This is a genomic window from Flavobacterium koreense (assembly GCF_054776075.1).
Map to the genome: position 1 here is coordinate 58,458 of NZ_BAAHCF010000008.1, position 22,418 is coordinate 80,875.

The 22,418-nt window shown below is 29.3% G+C and carries 21 protein-coding genes; 19 read left to right on the forward strand and 2 right to left on the reverse strand.

The features are described 5' to 3' along the window. Positions 1-96 precede the first annotated feature (96 nt). On the reverse strand, positions 97-2,277 hold the full coding sequence (gene rnr / locus ACYU7A_RS03785) for a ribonuclease R (RefSeq protein WP_460574258.1): 2,181 nt from the start codon (positions 2,275-2,277) through the stop codon (positions 97-99). A 109-nt stretch (positions 2,278-2,386) separates the two neighbouring features. Between rnr and ACYU7A_RS03790 the strand changes: the two genes are divergently transcribed. From ACYU7A_RS03790 to ACYU7A_RS03810, 5 genes are all read left to right on the forward strand, one after another. Next, on the forward strand, positions 2,387-2,620 hold the full coding sequence (locus ACYU7A_RS03790) for a DUF2007 domain-containing protein (RefSeq protein WP_460574259.1): 234 nt from the start codon (positions 2,387-2,389) through the stop codon (positions 2,618-2,620). A 681-nt stretch (positions 2,621-3,301) separates the two neighbouring features. Continuing rightward, on the forward strand, positions 3,302-3,733 hold the full coding sequence (gene rpiB / locus ACYU7A_RS03795) for a ribose 5-phosphate isomerase B (RefSeq protein WP_460574806.1): 432 nt from the start codon (positions 3,302-3,304) through the stop codon (positions 3,731-3,733). After that, positions 3,734-4,069 (forward strand): hypothetical protein, encoded by a 336-nt coding sequence (locus ACYU7A_RS03800; RefSeq protein WP_460574260.1) that lies wholly within the window; start codon positions 3,734-3,736, stop codon positions 4,067-4,069. Beyond that, on the forward strand, positions 4,066-4,389 hold the full coding sequence (locus ACYU7A_RS03805) for a hypothetical protein (protein ID WP_460574261.1): 324 nt from the start codon (positions 4,066-4,068) through the stop codon (positions 4,387-4,389). The genes ACYU7A_RS03800 and ACYU7A_RS03805 overlap by 4 nt, the downstream gene beginning before the upstream one ends. Before the next feature lie 12 nt (positions 4,390-4,401). Continuing rightward, positions 4,402-6,528 carry a Tex family protein gene (locus ACYU7A_RS03810; RefSeq protein WP_460574262.1) on the forward strand — a complete coding sequence of 709 codons (2,127 nt, stop codon included), beginning with the start codon at positions 4,402-4,404 and terminating at the stop codon, positions 6,526-6,528. A 64-nt stretch (positions 6,529-6,592) separates the two neighbouring features. Here ACYU7A_RS03810 and tatA read toward each other — a convergent pair whose 3' ends face one another. Next, positions 6,593-6,796 (reverse strand): twin-arginine translocase TatA/TatE family subunit, encoded by a 204-nt coding sequence (gene tatA, locus ACYU7A_RS03815; protein ID WP_345093482.1) that lies wholly within the window; start codon positions 6,794-6,796, stop codon positions 6,593-6,595. A 209-nt stretch (positions 6,797-7,005) separates the two neighbouring features. Between tatA and ACYU7A_RS03820 the strand changes: the two genes are divergently transcribed. The 14 genes from ACYU7A_RS03820 (at position 7,006) to ACYU7A_RS03885 (ending at position 22,415) form a co-directional block, all read left to right on the forward strand. Further along, entirely contained in the window at positions 7,006-7,494 is a 489-nt protein-coding gene (locus ACYU7A_RS03820) for a peptidase (RefSeq protein WP_344815810.1), read from the forward strand. A gap of 82 nt (positions 7,495-7,576) precedes the next feature. Continuing rightward, positions 7,577-7,855: an SdpI family protein gene (locus ACYU7A_RS03825; RefSeq protein ID WP_460574808.1), complete on the forward strand. Its 279-nt coding sequence runs from the start codon at positions 7,577-7,579 to the stop codon at positions 7,853-7,855. 2 nt (positions 7,856-7,857) lie between these two features. After that, positions 7,858-9,351, forward strand: a complete 1,494-nt coding sequence (locus ACYU7A_RS03830) for a GH3 auxin-responsive promoter family protein (RefSeq protein WP_460574263.1) — start codon at positions 7,858-7,860, stop codon at positions 9,349-9,351. Between the two features lie 11 nt (positions 9,352-9,362). Beyond that, positions 9,363-10,244 carry a carboxypeptidase-like regulatory domain-containing protein gene (locus ACYU7A_RS03835; RefSeq protein WP_460574264.1) on the forward strand — a complete coding sequence of 294 codons (882 nt, stop codon included), beginning with the start codon at positions 9,363-9,365 and terminating at the stop codon, positions 10,242-10,244. A 42-nt stretch (positions 10,245-10,286) separates the two neighbouring features. Continuing rightward, positions 10,287-11,975, forward strand: a complete 1,689-nt coding sequence (locus ACYU7A_RS03840; protein ID WP_460574265.1) for a DUF6909 family protein — start codon at positions 10,287-10,289, stop codon at positions 11,973-11,975. Between the two features lie 9 nt (positions 11,976-11,984). Further along, entirely contained in the window at positions 11,985-12,980 is a 996-nt protein-coding gene (locus ACYU7A_RS03845) for a hypothetical protein (RefSeq protein ID WP_460574266.1), read from the forward strand. Between the two features lie 98 nt (positions 12,981-13,078). Beyond that, a complete protein-coding gene (gene rfbA / locus ACYU7A_RS03850; RefSeq protein ID WP_460574267.1) occupies positions 13,079-13,942 on the forward strand; it encodes a glucose-1-phosphate thymidylyltransferase RfbA in 864 nt (287 codons plus the stop codon). A 76-nt stretch (positions 13,943-14,018) separates the two neighbouring features. Next, positions 14,019-14,570: a dTDP-4-dehydrorhamnose 3,5-epimerase gene (gene rfbC / locus ACYU7A_RS03855; protein ID WP_460574268.1), complete on the forward strand. Its 552-nt coding sequence runs from the start codon at positions 14,019-14,021 to the stop codon at positions 14,568-14,570. Continuing rightward, positions 14,564-15,427, forward strand: a complete 864-nt coding sequence (rfbD, locus tag ACYU7A_RS03860; protein ID WP_460574269.1) for a dTDP-4-dehydrorhamnose reductase — start codon at positions 14,564-14,566, stop codon at positions 15,425-15,427. The genes rfbC and rfbD overlap by 7 nt, the downstream gene beginning before the upstream one ends. A gap of 91 nt (positions 15,428-15,518) precedes the next feature. Next, positions 15,519-17,591, forward strand: a complete 2,073-nt coding sequence (locus tag ACYU7A_RS03865; RefSeq protein WP_460574270.1) for an OstA-like protein — start codon at positions 15,519-15,521, stop codon at positions 17,589-17,591. Positions 17,592-17,655: 64 nt separating this feature from the next. Next, positions 17,656-18,717 (forward strand): NAD-dependent epimerase/dehydratase family protein, encoded by a 1,062-nt coding sequence (locus tag ACYU7A_RS03870; protein WP_344815822.1) that lies wholly within the window; start codon positions 17,656-17,658, stop codon positions 18,715-18,717. Position 18,718: 1 nt separating this feature from the next. Beyond that, the gene (locus ACYU7A_RS03875; RefSeq protein WP_460574271.1) at positions 18,719-20,614 is read left to right on the forward strand and encodes a hypothetical protein; all 1,896 of its coding nucleotides are present in this window, start codon (positions 18,719-18,721) and stop codon (positions 20,612-20,614) included. Then, a complete protein-coding gene (locus ACYU7A_RS03880) occupies positions 20,614-21,675 on the forward strand; it encodes an NAD-dependent epimerase/dehydratase family protein (protein WP_460574272.1) in 1,062 nt (353 codons plus the stop codon). Before ACYU7A_RS03875 ends, ACYU7A_RS03880 begins: the two co-directional genes overlap by 1 nt. Beyond that, positions 21,675-22,415 (forward strand): glycosyltransferase family 2 protein, encoded by a 741-nt coding sequence (locus ACYU7A_RS03885; protein WP_344815825.1) that lies wholly within the window; start codon positions 21,675-21,677, stop codon positions 22,413-22,415. Before ACYU7A_RS03880 ends, ACYU7A_RS03885 begins: the two co-directional genes overlap by 1 nt. Positions 22,416-22,418 lie beyond the last annotated feature (3 nt).

Below are 22,418 nucleotides of genomic sequence, written 5' to 3' on the forward strand. Positions count from 1 at the left end.
TCCTGAACCTATTGCTAAAAAAAACATAAAATTTATAAATAAAAATATTATAAATAAAATGATAATTAAAATATTAAATATAATTCTCTTCATTTTTTACTCATTCTTTCTTAAAAAAGTAAAGTCTAATTGTTTTTTAACCAAATCAGCATTCTTTACTTTAACGTAAACTTCGTCGCCTAATTGTAGTAAACTCTTAGAAATTTCACCAACTAAAGCATATTGTTTTTCATCAAATGTGTAATAATCATCTTTAATTTCACGAATTCTACACATTCCTTCGCATTTATTAGAAATGATTTCCACATAAATTCCCCATTCGGTTACACCAGAAATTACACCCAAAAACTCTTCATCTTTGTGATCTTGCATGTATTTAATTTGCATGTATTTAATCGAATCGCGTTCAGCATTTGTAGCTAAACTTTCCATATTACTAGAATGTTCGCATTTTTCTTCAAATTCTTCTGCAGAAACCGATTTTCCGCCATCTAAATAATATTGAAGTAATCTATGTACCATAACGTCAGGATAACGTCTAATTGGCGATGTAAAATGACTGTAATAATCAAATGCTAATCCGTAGTGACCAATATTTTCTGTTGAATATTTAGCTTTACTCATCGTTCGAATAGCTAACGTATCAATTAGATTTTGTTCTTTCTTACCATTGACATCTTCCATCAATTTATTCAATGATTTTGAAATATCTTTTTTATCACGTAAATCCATTTTGTAACCAAATTTTGAAATCAAAGCTTGCATTGCAAAAAGCTTGTCTTCATTAGGTTCATCGTGAATTCTATACACAAATGTTTTCTTTTGTTTTCCAATAAATTCTGCTACTTTTCTATTCGCTAAAAGCATGAATTCTTCTATCAAATGATTAGCATCTTTTGAAACTTTGAAATAAACACCTTCTGGTTCACCATTTTCATCTAGATTGAATTTAACTTCCACTTTATCAAATGAAATCGCACCTTCATTCATTCTCTTTCTACGAAGAATTTTTGCTAATTCATCTAATTTTAAAGTAGCTTCTGTAATTTCATCGGAAGCTTTGTATTCTTTTCCAGTTAATGAAATTTCAGCAGGAATTGTAGAAGATTTGGTTTCAATAATAACTTGCGCTTCTTCATAAGCAAAACGTTGGTCAGAATTAATAACCGTTCTACCAAACCATTGATTTAAAACAGTTGCTTTATTATCAATTTCGAAAATGGCTGAAAACGTATATTTTTCTTCATTTGGACGAAGTGAACAAGCAAAATTAGATAATACTTCTGGCAACATTGGCACAACTCTATCAACCAAATAAACCGAAGTTGCTCTGTTATAAGCTTCATCATCAAGAATAGTTCCTTCTTGTAAATAATGCGAAACATCAGCAATGTGAATTCCAATTTCGTAATTTCCGTTTTCTAATTTTTTGAACGATAAAGCATCATCAAAATCTTTAGCATCTTTTGGATCAATAGTATAAGTCAACGTGTCGCGCATATCACGACGTTTTGCAATTTCTTCTGGATGAATTGCAGTGTCTAATTTTTGTGCAAAAACTTCAACATCAACCGGAAAATCATAAGGTAAACCGTACTCAGCAAGAATTGCATGAATTTCAGTATCGTGTTCTCCTGGTTTTCCTAAAACATTAATTACTGAACCAAAAGGTGAATCGGCTTTCTTTGGCCAATCTTCAATTTTTACAACAACAACATCACCTTGTTCAGCTCCGTTATATTTATCTTTTGGAATAAAAATATCGGTGTACATTTTAGCATTGGCAGTAGTTACAAACGCAAAATTCTTTTGAATATCAATAACTCCAACAAATTCTGTTTTAGCTCTTTCTAAAACTTCAATTACTTCACCTTCTGGTTTTTTACCACGACGACGGTTGTAAACATAAACCTTAACTTTGTCTTTATCTAAAGCGTGATTCAAATTATTCGTTGGAATAAAAACATCATCTTCAAACTCGTCGCAAATAAAATATGCAGTTCTTCGAGAAGTCATATCAATCGTTCCTTCGTAATAATCTTGTGAAACTGCTTTTACTAAATATTTTCCAGGCTCACTTTCAATAATTACTTTTTGTGCAGCAAGAATTTTTAAATCTTTAATAATTTCGTTTCTACTTTTGGTATCGTTCAATTCAAGAACAGCACATATTTGTTTGTAATTGAATGGTTTATTTGCGTTTTGTGATAGTATTTTTAAAATCTTTTCAGAGAAAGTTTTCTCTTTTTTTCCAAACTTTTTTGGGAATTTACTCATAATCTTTTTTCTAATAAGGTTTAAAATTACGAAGAAGAAAATAGAAAATAGAAAATAGAGAATAGATTTATCGAAAATATAACTTTTGTATCTTTATAAAAAAATAGAAATGTCTGAATTTATAACAGTTGCTACATTTAATTTTGCTCACGAAATCATAGTTCTAAAATCAATTTTAGACCATGAAGGAATTCCGTATTTATTTCAAAATGAAAATTTAATAGCTGTTGATCCATTAGCAAGTTATGCTTACGGCGGAATTGATTTAAAAGTACATCCAAACGATGTTGAAAGAGTAAAAGAGATTTTGAATAACTTAAATACAAATTTAGAAATAGTATAAAATCTATTTTCTTTTCTCTTTATTCTATTTTCTAAAATTTGAAAGTTTTCAACATCTATTAAAAACAACAAAAAGAAAATTTAAATTTAAATTAATTTATGATGGTTATTATAGCGTGTTAATTTGTACAATAACTTTAATTTTTAAAAGTTGATTTTCAAGTTATACTTTTTTATACCGATTTATCAACATAGTTTTAAGAAAGTAAATCATTCATTTTGAAGTAATTTTTAGATTTCATTAACAGTTGTTAACAAGTAAAAAAACAAATATTTTGTAGATAACTTTGATTGTTAATTTCTGTTGAAAAAGTACTTTTTTATATTGATAACTTTTCTAAAAATTCACGAAACTAAATTTGGATTTTTAATACCAATTTTTGATTACAATTAATTTACATACAACCAAGAAAAACTTCTAATTTTCTATCTTAAGTTGTTAACAATTGATGTTAACTTAACGTTAACTGATTATCAACGAATTACAAATCACTATTAACAATGTAAAATTTTAACATTTGAATTAAATAAAATGTAATGATTTACAGCTACTTATAAATATATCTTATTAACAATATTTTCTTAATGTAAGTAAATCAGCTAGTTATATTTTTATAAAAATGAAATGGAAATACAAATAAGATTAACTAAATTTGTTTCCACAACTACAACACAATTTATTATGAAAATCTCAATCGGAAACGATCACGCAGGACCAGATTATAAAAAAGCAATTGTTCATTATTTAACATCAAAAGGACACGAAATTTTAAACCACGGAACCGATACTTTTGATAGTGTAGATTATCCAGATTTTGGTCATCCTGTTGCTACTGATGTTGAATCAGGAAAAGCCGATTTAGGAATAGTAATTTGCGGTAGCGGCAATGGAATTGCAATGACTGCCAACAAACATCAAGGAATTAGAGCAGCTCTTTGTTGGACCAAAGAAATTTCGGCGCTTGCGCGCCAACACAATAATGCAAATGTCGTAAGTATTCCGGCGCGATTTACTTCTATTCAACAAGCAATTGAAATTGTAGATACTTTTTTAACTACCGATTTTGAAGGAGGAAGACACGCAACAAGAGTTGATAAAATTAGTTGTTCTTAAATGAATAAAATTGAAAAATTAACTGATGAACAATTAATTAGTTTATTCCAAAATCAGAATATTGATAAGGAATTAAAAAAATCAATAATAACTGAAATTGACAGAAGAGATTTAGAGAAAATAACTTCTGTTAATAAAGAAATTGATTTTGAAACTAAAATTTCAATAATTTTTACAAGTTATTTTTCTTTTAAAAAACATTTAGAAAAATCATCACAATTATTAAGTCAAGGAAATAAAAAAGCATACAAACAATATTGGAGATTTTTTATTTATGGAATTCTATTTTACACGATAATGCTACTCATTGCAGCAAAGTATTTTATAAAACATTGAAAGATAATTTAATTCATATAAATCAAACTATTTCTAACTCTAAAAAAGTTGCTTTTTCAACTTTTTTGGTTGCCTCTATTTTGTTGCTAATATTTTATTTCACAGAGTTTAACGGAATGATTTATTTTAGTTTACTCTTTATTGTAGCAGCTTTTTTTGTTAATACTTATCAGTTTGTTACATTATTTTTTCAATTAAAACAAAAGCAAATAACAAATCAAATTCTTCTAACTCTTGGAATTATGTTATTAAACATTCCTATAGGATATCTATATGTAGAAATTGGTTTAAAAATATATTCACACTCCAATCCAAATTAATAAATTTTATTGATGACTAATATTCAATTCATTCAAAGCCAAGTAAACACAACTCCTAAAAACATTGAAGCAACTTTAAAATTGCTTTCAGAAGATTGCACCATTCCGTTTATTTCTCGTTATCGAAAAGACCAAACCGGAAATTTAGATGAGGTTCAAGTGGAAAATATTGCCAAACTTTCTAAGCAATACGACGAAATTGTAAAGCGAAAAGAAAGCATCTTAAAAACCATTGAAGAACAAGGACAACTTTCACCTGAATTAAAATCTAAAATTGAAAAATCTTTTGACTTACAAGAAGTTGAAGATTTGTATTTGCCTTATAAAAAGAAGAAAAAAACACGTGCCGACGTCGCGCGTGAAAATGGTTTGGAACCACTAGCAACTTTGATTTTAGCTCAAAAAAATGATGATGTAGATTTTCTTTCAACACAATATATCAATAAAAATGTTGAAAACGAGGAAGAAGCGTTGCAAGGCGCAAGAGATATCGTTGCCGAATGGATAAACGAAAATATTGCAGTGCGTCAAAGTTTACGACGATTGTATAACCGAAAAGCAGTTATCGAAACTAAAGTTGTAAAAAAGAAAGCCGAAGAAGAAGACGCTCAAAAATTCAAACAATATTTTGATTGGGCAGAACCTTTGTCAAAAGCACCTTCACATAGATTATTAGCAATGCTTCGTGCAGAAAATGAAGGTTTTATAAAACTAAAAATAGAAATCGATATTGATGAAACTTACGATTTGATTGATGAAATCATAATCAAAAACGGTAATAGTCCATCGATTAATCACGTTCAGTTGGCTATTGAAGACAGTTACAAAAGATTACTTCATCCTGCCATTTCAAATGAAACGTTACAAGAAGCCAAAGCCAAAGCTGATATCAAAGCCATTGATGTTTTTGCAGGAAATTTGAGTCAGTTGTTACTTGCGCCACCATTGGGAGAAAAACGAATTTTAGCCATCGATCCAGGTTACAGAAGTGGTTGTAAAATAGTTTGTTTGGATGAAAAAGGCGATTTATTGTACAACGAGACCATTTATCCACATCAGCCGCAAAATGAAACTGCAATGGCGATGAAAAAGATAAAATCGATGGTGAACGCTTACAACATCGAGGCCATTTCTATCGGAAACGGAACAGCAAGTCGAGAAACCGAATTTTTCATCAAGAAAATTGCATTTGACAAACCAGTTCAAGTTTTTGTAGTTTCAGAAGCTGGAGCATCCATTTATTCGGCAAGTAAAATTGCACGTGATGAATTTCCAAATTATGATGTAACGGTTCGAGGTTCAGTTTCTATTGGGAGACGACTTTCAGATCCATTAGCAGAATTGGTGAAAATTGATGCAAAATCGATAGGTGTTGGACAATATCAACACGATGTAGATCAAACAAAATTGAAAGAAGAATTGGATAACACGGTGATTAGATGTGTGAATTCGGTCGGAATTAACATCAACACAGCAAGTAAATCTTTGTTGAGTTATGTTAGTGGAATAGGAGAGAAGATGGCCGAAAATATTATTGCTTATCGTCAAGAAAATGGTCCATTTGAAGATAGAAAACAAATTAAAAAAGTACCAAGACTTGGTGAAAAAGCGTATCAACAAGCTGCAGCTTTCGTTAGAATTCACAACGGAAAAAATCCTTTAGATAATTCGGCAGTGCATCCAGAAGCTTATCCAATTGTGGAAAAAATGGCAAAAGATTTAAAAATTTCGGTTAACGAATTAATAGCTAACAAAGAAAAAATAGCCTTAATAAAACCAGAAAGTTACACCAACGAAACCATCGGAATTCTTGGTATAAAAGACATTCTGAAAGAATTAGAAAAACCAGGATTAGACCCAAGAAAAGCCGCTAAAGTTTTCGAATTTGACCCAAATGTAAAAACCATAAAAGACGTTCGCACCGGAATGATTTTACCAGGAATTGTAAACAACATCACCGCTTTTGGCTGTTTTGTAGATATTGGAGTAAAAGAAAGTGGTTTGGTTCACATTTCCCAATTAAAAGCAGGATTTGTTAGTGATGTAAATGAAGTCGTAAAACTCCACCAACACGTTCAAGTAAAAGTTGTTGAGGTTGATGAAGACAGGAAAAGAATACAACTTACAATGATACTTTAAATAAAAAATCCCAAAATCTAAAACAATTTAGAATTTGGGATTTTTTTATTTTAAACTTGAAAGATTACTCTTTAGTTTCTTCTTTTTTAGAATCAGCAGGTTGATCTTCACCTTTTGAGGCCTTTTTAAATTCGTTTATTCCAGAGCCTAAACCTTTCATTAGTTCAGGAATTTTTTTACCTCCAAAAAGTAACAATACCACTACAATGATAAGTATCCACTCAGATCCTCCTGGCATAAACCCTAAAAATATAGTTAAAAAATTCATTTTTTTATTTATTAAAAATTAAATTCAGTTATTTACAATATGCAAATGTAAAAATAAAATGGTCGTGAATTGTGATTACTAAAAATTTTTACAATTAATTTAAGTTTAATATAGTTTTTAGTTATTCATTTTATTTTTTTAAAAAGCAAAAACCTTAATAAACATAGCAATTCAACAAATTTTCTATATTTGTATAATAATAAAAAAACATGTCTGAAAAGCGCCTCAAAAAGCAAAAATTAAAGAAACATCTTTTCACTAAAAATCGTTTAGTAATTTTAAATGATGAGACTTTTGAAGAAGTTTTTTCATTGAGATTAACCTTGATGAATGTCTTTGTTTTTGCCTCAATTGGAGCTATTTTAATCATTTTTGTGACTACTTTTATTATTGCTTTTACTCCTTTAAGAGAATATATTCCTGGTTACACTTCAACAAAACTTAAAAAAGACGCTACAGAATTAGCTCTAAAATCAGATTCATTAGAATTTGCTATTAAGAAAAACGAAGCTTATCTCGAATCCATAAAAAAAGTTTTGAATGGTAATTTAGAATACGCTAAAGTCAATAAAGACTCCATTTTAGCAATATCAGTTGATACTTTACCAGATTTACAATTAACAGCTACTGAAGCCGAAATGAATCTGAGAAAACAAGTTGCCGAGGAGGAGAAAAAGAAAATAGAGAAAAGAAAATAGAGAAAAGATTATGTTCAATTTAGATAATATTATGCATTTATCTGCTTTTGTTAGCATTGTTTTTTTAATTACAGGATTTATCATGTATAAATTTCCACCTAAAAAAATTAACTATTTGTATGGATATCGCACAAATGCTTCCATGAAATCTCAAGAAAGATGGGATTTTTCTCAAAAATATTCTTCTATTCAAATGATGTTTACAGCAATTAAATTATTTATAGTTTCATTGATTTTACCTTGGTTTAATGAAAGTTTCAAATCAAATATTTTTTTACAAATAGTTATCGTGATTGTAGCTGTGGGATTTATGTTTTACAAAATAGAAAAAGCGATTAAAATTAATTTTCCTAACGAATAAATATGTCGATAAAATCAATTGCAGCCAAGCTATTTGCTAATTCCATTCATAAAAAAACTCAAAAATGGGCTTCAAATCCTGTTGAAACACAACAAAAAGTTTTTAATGATTTAATTCTTCAAGCGAAAGAAACGCAGTTTGGAAAAGATCACAAATTCAATGAAATTAAAACTTTTGAAGATTTTGCCAAGCAAGTTCCAATAAGAGATTATGAAGCATTAAAACCTTATGTTGACCGAGTTGTAAAAGGTGAAGAAAATATTCTTTGGAAAGGAAAGCCTCTTTATTTTGCCAAAACCTCTGGCACAACTTCTGGCGCAAAATACATTCCACTGACTAAAGAATCGATGCCTTTTCATATTCAAGCTGCGAGAAATGCGATTTTGAGTTACATTCATGAAACTGGAAAAGCCGATTTTGTTGATGGTAAAATGATTTTTCTACAAGGAAGTCCGATATTAGAAGAAAAAAACGGAATTAAACTAGGTCGTCTTTCCGGAATTGTTGCGCATTTTGTTCCAAAATATTTACAGAAAAACCGAATGCCAAGTTGGAAAACCAATTGCATTGAAGATTGGGAAACCAAAGTTGACGCTATTGTTGAAGAAACTTTCAATCAAGATATGGCGGTGATTTCAGGAATTCCTTCTTGGGTGCAAATGTATTTCGAAAAATTGCATCAAAAAGCTCAAAAGCCAGTTGGAGAACTCTTTAAAAACTTCAATTTATTTATTTATGGTGGTGTAAACTATGAACCCTATCGTGCCAAATTCGAAAATCTAATCGGACGAAAAGTAGATTCTATTGAGTTATTTCCAGCTTCTGAAGGATTTTTTGCTTACCAAGATTCTCAAAAAGAAAAAGGAATGTTGTTGCTCTTGAATTCAGGAATTTTCTACGAATTTGTTAAAGCCGACGAATTTTTCACAGAAAATCCCAAACGATATACCATTGGTGAAGTCGAACTTAATACAAACTACGTCTTAATTCTTTCAACTAACGCCGGACTTTGGGCATATAACATTGGCGATACGATTCAATTTACAAGTTTAAAACCTTATCGAGTTATCGTCTCTGGTCGAATCAAACATTATATTTCCGCATTTGGTGAACATGTAATTGGCAAAGAAGTCGAACACGCTTTGCAAGAAGCTATGGAAGACACCGATATTCGTGTGAATGAATTTACTGTAGCACCACAAATTGCTCCAAATTCAGGATTACCTTATCATGAATGGTTTATCGAATTTGATTCCGAAGTTTCGGAAGAACCAAATAATCTTGAAGAATTTGCGTTAAAAATTGATAACGCAATGCGCAAGCAAAATGTGTATTACGATGATTTAATAGTTGGAAAAGTATTGCGAACATTAGTAATAACAAAAGTTTCTAAAAACGGTTTCCAAGAATACATGAAATCTATAGGAAAATTAGGTGGTCAAAACAAATTACCAAGACTTTCTAATGATAGAAAAATAGCCAATTTTTTTGAGTAAATAGAAAAAAGATGATAGAAAAAAGATTGGTTTGGGTTTTACTTTTAATTTCACAATTTACTTTTTCTCAAATTCGTGGCGTTGTAAAAGATAGTTTGACAGGAAATCCTATTCCTTATGTAAACATTTGGGTAGAAAATGAGAATATTGGTGCAAGCTCAGAAGAAAACGGAACTTTTGAAATTTATACTTCAGAAAAGAGTAAAAACTTAATATTTTCTGCTATTGGCTTTGAGAAAAAAATTGTAAAAATCTTAGAAAGTAAAGAAGTAAAACTAAAATCGGTAGAATATTTATTGGAAGAAATTGTGCTTTCTAATAGTAAAGAAACCAAGCAAATTGAAATAGGCAAAACCAAAAATTCGATTTCACAAGCATTTGATAATGGTCCTAAAATTGTTGCTAAATTCTTTCCTTATAAATTGTCCTATAAAGCAACAAAATATATAAAAAAAGTTACTGTTTTAACTGATAGCAAAATAGAAAACGCCACGATAAAATTACATTTTTATGCTGTTGATTCTTTAGGTTTTCCATCAAAAGAGTTATTAAAAAAAGATTTGATACTAACTGTTAAAAAAGGTGTAAACAATCATGCTTTTGATATTTCAGATTTGAATCTTACTATGCCAAAATCAGGACTTTTTGTGGGCTTTGAAAAATTACTTATCGAGAAGAACAAACTTGAAACTACAATTACAGATTTTAATTCGAACACAACAAAAACCCAAAAAAAATATTACCCATTCTTACTATATAATTTTGTTGAAAAAGATTTTCAATTTGAATATTCTGGCGGAAAATGGAGCAAACAACAAAAATTCAATCTTGATGGTTCAGTGAGTAAAATGATGATAAATGAGCCGGCAATTAACCTTATCCTAACCAACTAAAGCATAAAATCAGTATATTTGCAGGTTAGAAAATAAAATTTAATGAAAGAAATTAAAAACATTTCGCGCTCAAGAGCGCAAGAATCGTCGGCAGCTATCGAACGATTGTACATTACCATGAGACATTTATTTAACAGAGGTTTTTACAAACCAATGGGTGTTTCAGGAGAAACTTTAAGAGAAGCATTATTAGAGCTTCGACCAGAAATTTATGGAAGTATTGCAGAAGAAAAAGTAGAACTTAACGGTTTACTTTATGTAATAGAAAGACTTCCAGTAGGAATTGAAGAATGCCGTTACATCAACTTAACTTCAGATGAAGGGTATTCAAAATCACATTTTCAAGCCATTGTTCCACCAAAACGTAGAAGAAATTGCTACCGAATTGATGAAGAACAAATGAATGTAGAAATTACTCGCGGACGTTCAGACATTTATGATATTTTGACACATTTGACTTTCATTTTCATCGAATCTCACAAAATTAAAGACAGAGTTTTAATTGATGATGAAGGAAGAATTTCACGCGATTGGCAAAAATTAGAACAAGCCGCTTTACAAACCAAAAAACTAACTCAAATTGAAAAGGAGAAAGCCATTTCTCACGCAGCAAATGTGTTGGGAAGAACGTTTGTTGAGGTTTTAGATATTTATGATTCTTTTGGAACCAAAGAAAAACCAGACAGATTTCTTCACGTAATTTACTGGTTAGGAAAACTTGCCATTGAAGAAGTGGTTGACAATAACAAAAGAACAATTACTTTCAGTCCAATTTTGAGAGAACGTCTTGGACACCACATTCACGGTGAAATTTGGGCAACCAATATCAAAGAAGTTTTAAAAGAAAATAATTTACTAGGAAGACCAATTCATATTATTAGTGCGAACATGCACAGTGTGATGAATTCAATTTTTGCAACGCATGTTTTAGGTTCAAAATTCAAAGGAAAATCAGATTTTGATATTTTTGAAGAATTGAGTCGTCAAGGCGCACATGATGTTCGTGATAAAGTAGAAGAATTTGCTCTAAAACACGGAATGATTTCGCTTCCAGACCAATCTGGAACTAACATTGATGTTCAAATATTTGACACTTCAAAAATTGATTGGATAAAATCGGCATTTCCAAATGCAAAAGTTGGAAAAGATAATCCGGTTATTATTGTAATGGATTATGCTTTTGGAGAACAAGCTTACGAAACTATTGATGAATTATTGAAACCTTACAAAAACGGAAAAGAGAAAATTTTACTTAATGTAGAATCGGTTTCCATTATGGGTAAAGCAGGAATTTTAGAAGGCGGAAAAGGCGACATCATGATTCCAAACGCTCATATTAACGAAGGAACAGCAGATAATTATTTCTTTGAAAATGAATTAACTGCCGAAATGCTTGAAGGAAACGGAATTCCTGTTTTTGCCGGACCAATGATTACTGTTTTAGGAACATCACTTCAAAATAAAGATTTATTGAAATTTTTCCACGAGTCAACTTGGAGCGTAATTGGTCTAGAAATGGAAGGTGCTTATTATCAAAAAGCTATTCAATCAGCATCTAAAATTAGAAAAAGCATTAATCCAAATGTAAAAGTTCGTTATGCTTATTATGCTTCAGATAATCCTTTAGAAACAGGAAGTACATTAGCTTCAGGCGGACTTGGAACAACAGGAGTAAAACCAACTTATTTGATTACAATCAAAATATTAGAACAAATTTTCAACGTAAAATAACATATTTCTATGAGTACAAATTCTCAAAATAATGACAATCAAGAGATTGACTTGTCTGATATTTCAAAAAAAATTGGTGGATTATATGACGCTGTCTTAATGTCAATTTTTAATTTGATTTTGTTTTTTAAAAGAAAAGCCTTAATTCTAGGATTATTATTTATAATCGGAGCAGGATTAGGTTATTTTTTAGATTCAAATAAAAATTATAATAGTCAAATAATTGTTGCACCAAGTGGAGGAGTTGATTATTTATATTCAAAAATTGATTTGATTAAATCAAGACTATCTGAAAAAGACGAGACTTTTTTTAAAAGTATTGGGATTACCAATTCAGATAAAATTCAAAATATAAAAATTGAACCAATTGTTGATCTTTATAATTTTGTAAACAACAATACTGCAATCGCTTCAAATGCTCAAAACACTCAAAACTTTGAAGTAATAAAATTACTTGCAGAAAGCAATGATATTAATAAAGTAATTGAAGATGAACTTACAAGTAAAAACTATCCATATCATTCTTTACTTATATCATCAAACGGTAGAATAGAATCAGATGATATTATTAAACCTTTATTAAAATATTTGAATACAGATGATTACATGAATCAGATTTCAAAAATTAATAAGGAGAATATATTAATAAAAATGAAGAAGAACGAAGAAGAAATCGTTCAAATAGATTCGCTTATTAGTGTAATATCTAAAAACATTTCTAACAACAACAAGAGTAATAATCTAATATACAATAACGAAAACAGCGAGATAAATGCAATGTTTGAGTTAAAAAACAATCTTATTAGTGAAATTGCTTCTCAAAAAATACAATTAGTAAAAATAGAATCTTTTATAAAAGACATTAGTATAACTCCAAATATTATAAATAATAAAGGGACAAATGGAAAGATGAAATTGATTTTACCTATACTATTTATTTCTTTATTTGTACTTATTTCTCTATTTCTGGCTTTTTATAAAAATCAATCAACTAAAACAAAATAGAAATTTATGAAATCGCCATTAACATAAAGTTTGCGCAACAAACATCAATAAACAAAGGCGATACCATATTCAACTAATGATAAATAAAATTTAAATATATGAAAGGAATTATCTTAGCTGGTGGCTCAGGAACTAGATTACACCCATTAACTCTTGCTGTAAGCAAACAGTTAATGCCTATTTATGACAAACCAATGATTTACTATCCACTTTCAACTTTGATGTGGGCAGGAATTAATGAAATACTTATCATTTCAACACCACACGATTTGCCTTTATTTAGACAATTATTAGGCGATGGAAAAAAATTTGGTTGTCGTTTTGAGTATGCCGTTCAAGAAAATCCAAACGGTCTTGCAGAAGCATTTATTATTGGAAAAGAGTTTATAGGAAATGATAAAGCAGCTCTTATTCTTGGAGATAATATTTTCTACGGAACAGGCTTAGCCGAATTGTTACAAGCCAATAGTAATCCTGATGGAGGAATTATTTATGCTTATCACGTTCATGATCCAGAACGATATGGAGTGGTTGATTTTGATAAAGACGGAAACGTTCTTTCAATAGAAGAAAAACCGGAAAAACCAAAATCAAATTACGCAGTTCCTGGAATTTATTTCTATGATAATTCCATTATTGAAGTGGCAGCAAATATAAAACCAAGTCATCGAGGTGAACTTGAAATAACTGATGTTAATAAAGAATATTTAAAAAGAGGAAATCTAAAAGTTAGTATTCTCGATAGAGGAACCGCGTGGTTAGACACAGGAACTTTCCAATCATTAATGCAAGCCGGACAGTTTGTACAAGTAATTGAAGAACGCCAAGGATTGAAAATTGGAGCAATAGAAGAAGCGGCATACAAAATGGGATTTATAGATGCTAAACAATTAAAAGAACTTGCAACACCATTACTTAAAAGCGGTTACGGATTACATTTAATGAGTTTATTAGAAGAATAAAATTAATTTAAGTTTAAATGAAGTTTGATTTTTTAGAAATTGACTTTGATTTTTGCTATTGAAATTGCTATTGAACATGATTTTTACAGAAACAAAACTTAAAGGTTGTTTTATTATAGAACCAAAAATAATCAATGACGAAAGAGGTTATTTTATGGAAAGCTTTAATGAACAAACTTTTGAAAAAGGTACAGGAGAAAAAGTACATTTTGTTCAAGATAATCAATCCTATTCTTCGAGAGGAGTACTTAGGGGATTGCATTATCAAACAGGAGAACATGCTCAAGCAAAACTTGTAAGAGTTTTAAATGGAGAAGTACTTGATGTTGCAGTAGACATAAGACCAGATTCTGAAACGTTTGGACAGCATATTGCTATTTTACTTTCAGGTGATAACCAAAAACAGTTTTTTATTCCAAGAGGATTTGCTCATGGATTTTTGGTTTTGAGTGAAAAAGCCGCCTTCTTTTATAAATGTGATAATTTTTATAACAAAGAAAGCGAAGGCGGAATAAAATATAACGATTCAGATATCAATATTGATTGGCAATTTGATGTTGATGAACTAATTATATCTGAGAAAGACCAACAGCTTCCCAATTTAAAAAACGCTAAAAAAGTATGGTAGTTTTAGTAACAGGAGCAAACGGACAACTAGGACAAGCGTTACAATCTATTTCAGGAAATTATCCAGAAATAGATTTTGTTTTTTGCTCTTCTTCAGATTTAGATATTACTAAAAAAGAAAGTTGTGAAGCTGTTTTTGTAAAGTACAAACCAGACTATTGCATAAACGCAGCAGCCTACACAGCAGTTGATAAAGCAGAAAGTGAACTAGAAAAAGCACAATCAATAAACATAATTGGCGCAAGAAACTTGGCTGAGGCTTGTAAGGAATATGACACTATTTTACTTCATGTTTCTACTGATTTTGTCTTTGATGGCACTAACAAAATAGCTTATAAGGAGGAAGACTCACCAAATCCAACAGGAGTTTATGGTTTGACAAAATTACAAGGAGAAAAAGCGATTCAAGAAACATTTGATAATTATTTCATTATAAGAACCTCTTGGGTTTATTCGCAATTCGCAAATAACTTCATGAAAACCATGCTTCGTTTAGCTTCCGAAAGAGATAGTTTATCAGTAGTAAATGACCAAATTGGAACACCAACAAACGCAGTAGATTTAGCCGAAGTTTTGATTTCAATTATAATAAAAACCCAAAACTCGCAACCCGAAACTCGCAATATTTTCGGAATCTATAACTTCTCAAACGAAGGAAGATGTTCATGGTATGATTTTGCTAAGGAAATATTTGAAATAAATAATGTCAATATAAATTTAAGCGCTATACCAACAACAAGTTTTCCAACACCAGCAAAACGCCCAGCTTATAGTGTTTTAGATAAAACTAAAATAAAAAAGTTTTTTCAAGTTGAAATTAAGGATTGGAAAGAAAGTTTAAAAGCATGTAAAATTTAAATTTTATTTAGGAGTTTATCAATTCATAAAATATAATTTTACCAACAAAACAGTACTTTTGAAAAAGACGATATTTATACTGAGTTTTCTAATGATGAACATTGCATTTGTATTTGCCCAAAAAGCAAAAACAATTGTTATTGAACATACTGATTACTCAGACATTAATCAATATGAAGTTCCAGACGCTGTACTTTTAACAGGTAATGTGAGACTTAGTCATGATGGAGCAACAATGACTTGCAACAAAGCCTATTATTATCAAAAAGAAAACTATATAAAAGCATTTGGAGATGTTCAAATGGTGCAAGGCGACACACTTTATTTAAACAGTAAATATGCCGAGTATAATGGAAATATCAAAAAAGCATTTGCAGCAGGAAATGTAGTTATGACTTCACCAGAGTCAACAATGACAACCGATACTATTCACTTTGACCGAAACACTCAAGAAGCTTATTTTAATTCAAACGGAACCATTGTAAATAAAAATAACACTTTAAAAAGTAAAGCAGGACGTTATTATTTAAAGGAAAAAAAATACCAATTTTTATCTGCTGTTGAGTTAAAAAACGCAGAATATACTATAAAGACAAATCATTTAGATTACAAAACAACCCAAGGCAATTCCGATTTAAAAGGACCGTCAACTATTGTAAGTAAAGAAACCTTTATTTATACAGAAAACGGACATTATAACAGCAAGAACAATACAGGACATTTTCTCCAAAAATCGTATATAAAATACAAAGACAGATTGATAGAAGGAGACAGTTTATATTACGATAGAAAAATTGAATATGCCTCTGGAACTAATAATGTAAAAATTACAGATTCCATTAATAAAGCCATCATCAAAGGACATTATGGCGAAGTTTTTAAACAAAAGGACTCTGTTTACATGACTAAGCACGCTTCAATACGCTATAAAGTTGAAAACGATTCGATGTTTGTTCACGCTAAAAAGTTGTATTTAACCGGAAAAACAGGCGAACGAATTGTGAGAGGACAAAAAAACGTTAGATTTTTCAAAACAGATTTAAGTGGTAAATGTGATTCTATTCATTCCGACCAAAAGAGAGCTTTAACGCAACTTATTGGAAAACCAATTCTTTGGAATTTTGAAAACCAACTTACAGGTGATGTAATGCATTTGATAGGTGATAATAAAACAGAAAAACTAGATTCACTTAAAGTGTTAAACAATACTTTTATTATTTCAAAAGATACTATTGGTGATGGTTTTAACCAGATAAAAGGTTTAAATCTTTATGGAAAATTTTTAGAAAATAAGCTTCATGAAGTCGATGTAATTAAGAATACAGAGGTTGTTTATTACATGCGAAATGACAAAAACGAACTAATAGGAATCAATAAAAACGTTAGTAGCAAGATTAATATGATAATGGATGATAAAAGTAAAGTAGAAACAATTACTTTTTTCAATAATGTAGATGGTGATATTTATCCAGAAAAAGATTTACCCGAAAACGCAAGAAAACTTCGAGGTTTTGTATGGCGAGGTGATGAACGAATAAAGACAAAAGAAGATATTTTCCCAGAAGATGAGGTAGAATTGGATAAAAAAATAGTGGAGGAAAGTAGGGAAAAGTATAAAAAAGAGAGTTCAAATGTAAATGAAATATTAAGTAAAGAAAGTGAAGAACTCGCTAAATATAAAGTTTTAGATTATGTTTTAGACACTAATTTTAGACCAAATTATAATAACACAAACAATAAAATAATATTAGATGTTGTTGTTCAAAACGACGATCAGTTTCAGTTATTTTACACTATTGATAATACATTTAACTTTACCGAAGGAAATTCGGAAAAAGTAAATATAATAGGAAATCTCACAAAACAAAAAGTTGTTTTTTATTTACCTGAAAATTTAAATTTTACTAATTTAAGGCTTGACTTAGGTGAAAATCCTCATCAAAAAGAAATCAATATTAAAAGTATAACAATAGAAAAAAACGACAAAAAAATCATAATAAATAGCAAGGAAATATTAGATTATTTTGTTATAAATAATGATTTGATATACAATGAAAATAATCAAACCTTTATTCATAAAAGTAAAGATAAATCAAAAAAAGTTGACCCTAATTTAAATTGCAGTTTAAAGATGGTTAAAGCGCTTAAAAATTTTAAAAAATAATAAGATAACATTCGCTTTTATATAGCAGTCTTTTTTAGTTGAATAAAAATTAAATTTAAAAATAATGAAAATAGTTATAACAGGTGGAGCAGGATTTGTTGGTTCAACGCTTTGTATTCAACTAAAAAAAAAATACCCTGGATATGAAATTGTTGCTTTTGATAATTTGAAGCGAAGAGGTTCTGAATTAAATTTAATTGATTTTCAAAAACAAGGTATAGAGTTTATTCACGGTGATATTCGTAACAATGAAGATATTCTTGCCATAGGAAATTTTGATGTTTTAATTGAAGCATCTGCCGAACCATCGGTTACAGCTGGTTTAGATTCTGATCCTACATATGTGATTAATAACAATCTTTACGGTTCAATAAATTGTTTTAACGCTTGTGTAAAATACAAATCCAAACTTATTTTTCTTTCTACAAGTAGAGTTTATCCTATTGAAATAATAGAAGAAGCAACTTTTACTGAAAACGATACTCGATTTATATTTAATGAAAACCAAAAAAGTGATGGAATTTCTCCAAAAGGGATTTCCGAAAGATTATCGTTAGATGGCGCGCGATCTTTTTATGGAACAACAAAATTATCTTCAGAATTATTTATTCAGGAATATGCTGCTTTTTATGGTTTAAAAGCTGCAATTACAAGATTTGGTGTTATTGCTGGACCAAGACAAATGGGTAAAACAGACCAAGGAGTTGTAACTCTCTGGATGGCAAAACACTATTGGAATCAATCGTTGAAATATATTGGATATGGCGGAACAGGAAAACAAGTTCGTGATATTCTTCACGTTGATGATTTAGTAGATTTAGTAGATTTACAAATCCATAATATAGAAAAATTTGAAGGCAAAATTTACAATGTTGGTGGCGGAATAGAAAATAGTGCATCATTAAAAGAAATGACCGTTATTTGTGAAAAAATATCAGGAAACACAATTCAAATTGATGAAATTCCTGAAACACGAACTGCCGATTTAAGAATTTTCGTAACAGATAATTCTAAAATTGAATCTGAAATTGGTTGGAAACCTAAAAAATCGGTTGAAACAACATTTCAAGATATTTATAATTGGATTAAAGAAAACGAAAAGCAATTGGAATCAATATTAAAATAGTATGGAAAAAATAAAACAACTATTAAATGACAAAATAAAAATAACAGGATTCGTATTTTCATTAATTTGTGCATACTTATTGTTTCCATCATTTTTGGCATTAGATATTTATCCTGTTTCCGAAGGAGCTTCTCTTGACCCATCTTGGGCTGTAACTTTAAACTATGCTAACTTTCAAAATTTGAATTGGGGAAATGATATAGCATTTACCTATGGTCCGTTATCATATTTAGCGATAAAAATGGGTTGGAATTGTAAAGCTATTTATTTCTTGTTATTTGATTTATTTTATGCTATAAATTTATTTTTTTTATTTAATGATAATTTTTCAAAAAGTAAAAACAAAATTATAGTTGCTGTTTTTATTGCTCTAGTTGTCTTGTTTTTACCAAATTATTTGGGTGGTGGAAATGCGCTTGTATTTTACTTTTTTCTTCTTTTTTGGATAAAAAAAAATACAGATAAAGTAGCTTTAATAAATTATGTTTTCCAAATATTAATTGTTGTACTATTATTTTTTATAAAATTTAATACAGGACTAGTTTGCTTTTTATTATTTGTTTTCTCTCTTATTTATTTAGGATTTTTCAAACTTGAAAAAATCACTCTATTACTATTTTATTTGATATCACCAATCATATTAATAGTTCTATTTTCACAAATTTTAAATGTATCAATTTTAAATTACATTAAAGTAGGATTAGAAATGGTTAGTGGATATAACGAAATAATGTATCTTAGAGCTGAGGATTATGAAAAATTACACCCAACATCATTATTATTGATTATTATCACAGTAATATTTTTTGTTTATAAAATGTACATAGAAAAAGGAATATTGTTTAAAAACATTTTTGTTTTTGTATTATTTCTTTCAGGACTATTTATTTTATATAAACAAGCCTTTTTAAGAGCAGATTTACCTCATATTATGGAATTTTTTAAATTCTTTCCACTTTTAGTATTAGGTTTGAGTTGTTTTTTCGAATTTTCTTTTAAGAATAAAATTAATTTACTTCTTATACCGATTTTTGTAATTCCTGTTTATGTTGTGGCAAATAATGAACCAAATCTTTTTGTCAGTATTAAAGATAAAACTAGTAAAAAAGGATACATAGATAGTTATTCAAGTTATACACCTACATCAACTTTTAAATTATTTCCAAACAATAATCAATTACCACAATCAGTTTTAAATAAAGTAAAAGATAACACTATCGATATTTTTCCTTGGAACATTCAGTTATTATATGAAAATAAACTTAATTATTTACCAAGACCTGTAATTCAATCATATACTGCATATACTCCATATCTTGAAGATTTAAATTTTAATCATTACAATTCATCAAAAGCGCCAAAATTTGTTTTGTTTGATTATAAATCAATCAATGCGACTTATCCTTTGCTCGACGAATCAAAAGTTCATTTAGTTTTGTTTAAAAATTATCAACTAGTAGAATCCTTCATTTTCCAAGAAAGAAAGTTATTACTTTTAGAACGAAAAAGTGATTTTAAACCAATTAGTTTAATATTGCAAAATGAGTATGCTTTATTATTAAATTCGCCTTTAGTAATAAAAGAAAATTGTTTTTATGAAGTTGAATTGTATAATTCAGTTAATGGAAAAATAAAGTCTTTTATGGAATATGCACCTGAAGTTGTGCTAAATATAAAAACGAGCAACAATAGATTAATTGATTTTAAAAGTTCTAAAGCGCAATTAAAAACAGGTCTTTTCTTTACTCATTTTATTGAAAGCACTGATGATTTTGAAAAGGTTTTAAAAAACGATAGTTTAGATGCAACAAATCAAATAAAAAGTTTTAGTTTTAAAGTAAAAGACCATTATTTTAAAGAAAAGATCAGAGTAAAAGAATATAAAATAAAACAATAATGAAAATTTGTATAATCACAGGCTCATCAGGCTTAATAGGTAGTGAATCAGTTGGTTTTTTTGCTGATAAATTTGATAAAATAATTGGTGTAGATAATAATATGCGCCAAGTTTTTTTTGGTGAAAATGCCTCTACCGAATGGAATACCAGAAAATTAATTAACGATGTGCCAAATTTTGAACATCACGCTATTGATATAAGAAATATTGAAGAGCTTGAAAAATTGTTTTCTAAACATAAATCGGATATAAAGTTAATAGTTCATACAGCAGCACAGCCAAGTCATGATTGGGCAGCACGCGAACCATTAACAGACTTCACCGTAAATGCAAACGGAACATTAAACATGTTAGAAATGACTCGTTTACACGCTCCAGAAGCGACTTTCATTTTTACTTCAACTAACAAAGTATATGGAGACACTCCTAATTATTTACCATTAGTTGAATTAGATAAGCGATGGGAAATAGATGAATCTCATTCTTATTTCAAAGATGGTATCGACGAAACAATGAGTATTGATCAAACGAAACATTCTCTATTTGGAGCTTCAAAAGTTGCTGCTGATGTTTTAGTGCAAGAATATGGAAAATATTTTGGAATGAATACAGGTGTTTTTCGCGGAGGATGTTTAACAGGACCAAATCACTCAGGTACACAACTCCACGGTTTTCTCTCTTATTTAATGAAATGTGCAATAACAGGCGACAAATACACCGTTTTTGGTTACCAAGGAAAACAAGTTCGAGATAACATTCATAGTTGGGATTTAGTAAATATGTTTTGGCATTTTTATCAAAATCCTCGTCAAGGTGAAGTATATAATGCTGGTGGTGGAAGACATTCAAATTGTTCTATGGCAGAAGCAATTGAAATGTGTGAAAAAATTACAGGTAAGCCAATGAATTATGAATATTCTGAAACAAATAGAATAGGGGATCATATTTGGTGGATTAGTGACGTTTCAAAGTTTAAGACACATTATCCAGATTGGACATGGAAATATAACATTAATGATATTTTAACTCAAATATTTGAAGCAACAACTAATAAACAATAATGAAGTTAAGTATAGTAATTCCAGCTTATAATGAAGAAGAATCAATTTCAGAAACAATTGATCAAATAGAAGAAGCGCTGTCTAAAGTAAATATTAATCATGAGATATTTGTAGTTAATGATAACTCAAAAGATGGAACATTGAAGGTTCTTGAAATGTTAGCTCAAAAATATCCAACTTTAAAATACGAAACTAATTCAGGACCTAATGGCTTTGGATACGCTGTTAGATATGGGTTAGAAAGATATTCTGGAGATTGTGTAGCAGTAATGATGGCTGATTTATCTGATTCGCCTTATGATTTAATTCGATATTACACCACAATGATTGAGGGAAATTATGATTGTGTTTTTGGTAGTAGATTTATAAAAGGTGGAAAAGTAATAGACTATCCTTGGTTAAAAAAGATTATTAATAGAATCGCAAATTTTATAATCAGATTTGTAATGAGAATAAAATACAACGATACAACAAATGCATTTAAATTATATAAAAGAGAAGTCATTAATGGTGTAAAACCAATCCTCTCTCCACATTTTAACTTAACAATAGAATTGCCATTAAAAGCAATTATAAGAGGATTTAGCTATACTGTTGTTCCAAACTCTTGGACAAATAGAAAATATGGAGAATCAAAATTAAAAATAAAAGAAATGGGAAGTCGCTATTTTTTCATTTTAGTATATTGCTTTGTTGAAAAATATTTTTCACGAGGTGATTTTAAAATAAAAAAATTATAAATT

Excerpts from the sequence above, each read along its gene's own strand:
- ACYU7A_RS03835 (WP_460574264.1), top strand. The coding sequence starts at position 9,363 with ATGATAGAAAAAAGATTGGTTTGGGTTTTACTTTTAATTTCACAATTT.
- ACYU7A_RS03825 (WP_460574808.1), top strand. The coding sequence starts at position 7,577 with ATGTATAAATTTCCACCTAAAAAAATTAACTATTTGTATGGATATCGC.
- ACYU7A_RS03790 (WP_460574259.1), top strand. The coding sequence starts at position 2,387 with ATGTCTGAATTTATAACAGTTGCTACATTTAATTTTGCTCACGAAATC.
- rnr (WP_460574258.1), bottom strand. The coding sequence starts at position 2,277 with ATGAGTAAATTCCCAAAAAAGTTTGGAAAAAAAGAGAAAACTTTCTCT.
- rfbD (WP_460574269.1), top strand. The coding sequence starts at position 14,564 with ATGGTAGTTTTAGTAACAGGAGCAAACGGACAACTAGGACAAGCGTTA.
- ACYU7A_RS03800 (WP_460574260.1), top strand. The coding sequence starts at position 3,734 with ATGAATAAAATTGAAAAATTAACTGATGAACAATTAATTAGTTTATTC.
- ACYU7A_RS03840 (WP_460574265.1), top strand. The coding sequence starts at position 10,287 with ATGAAAGAAATTAAAAACATTTCGCGCTCAAGAGCGCAAGAATCGTCG.
- ACYU7A_RS03820 (WP_344815810.1), top strand. The coding sequence starts at position 7,006 with ATGTCTGAAAAGCGCCTCAAAAAGCAAAAATTAAAGAAACATCTTTTC.
- rfbC (WP_460574268.1), top strand. The coding sequence starts at position 14,019 with ATGATTTTTACAGAAACAAAACTTAAAGGTTGTTTTATTATAGAACCA.
- ACYU7A_RS03880 (WP_460574272.1), top strand. The coding sequence starts at position 20,614 with ATGAAAATTTGTATAATCACAGGCTCATCAGGCTTAATAGGTAGTGAA.
- ACYU7A_RS03870 (WP_344815822.1), top strand. The coding sequence starts at position 17,656 with ATGAAAATAGTTATAACAGGTGGAGCAGGATTTGTTGGTTCAACGCTT.
- rfbA (WP_460574267.1), top strand. The coding sequence starts at position 13,079 with ATGAAAGGAATTATCTTAGCTGGTGGCTCAGGAACTAGATTACACCCA.
- ACYU7A_RS03885 (WP_344815825.1), top strand. The coding sequence starts at position 21,675 with ATGAAGTTAAGTATAGTAATTCCAGCTTATAATGAAGAAGAATCAATT.
- ACYU7A_RS03810 (WP_460574262.1), top strand. The coding sequence starts at position 4,402 with ATGACTAATATTCAATTCATTCAAAGCCAAGTAAACACAACTCCTAAA.
- tatA (WP_345093482.1), bottom strand. The coding sequence starts at position 6,796 with ATGAATTTTTTAACTATATTTTTAGGGTTTATGCCAGGAGGATCTGAG.
- ACYU7A_RS03865 (WP_460574270.1), top strand. The coding sequence starts at position 15,519 with ATGATGAACATTGCATTTGTATTTGCCCAAAAAGCAAAAACAATTGTT.
- rpiB (WP_460574806.1), top strand. The coding sequence starts at position 3,302 with ATGAAAATCTCAATCGGAAACGATCACGCAGGACCAGATTATAAAAAA.
- ACYU7A_RS03845 (WP_460574266.1), top strand. The coding sequence starts at position 11,985 with ATGAGTACAAATTCTCAAAATAATGACAATCAAGAGATTGACTTGTCT.
- ACYU7A_RS03830 (WP_460574263.1), top strand. The coding sequence starts at position 7,858 with ATGTCGATAAAATCAATTGCAGCCAAGCTATTTGCTAATTCCATTCAT.
- ACYU7A_RS03875 (WP_460574271.1), top strand. The coding sequence starts at position 18,719 with ATGGAAAAAATAAAACAACTATTAAATGACAAAATAAAAATAACAGGA.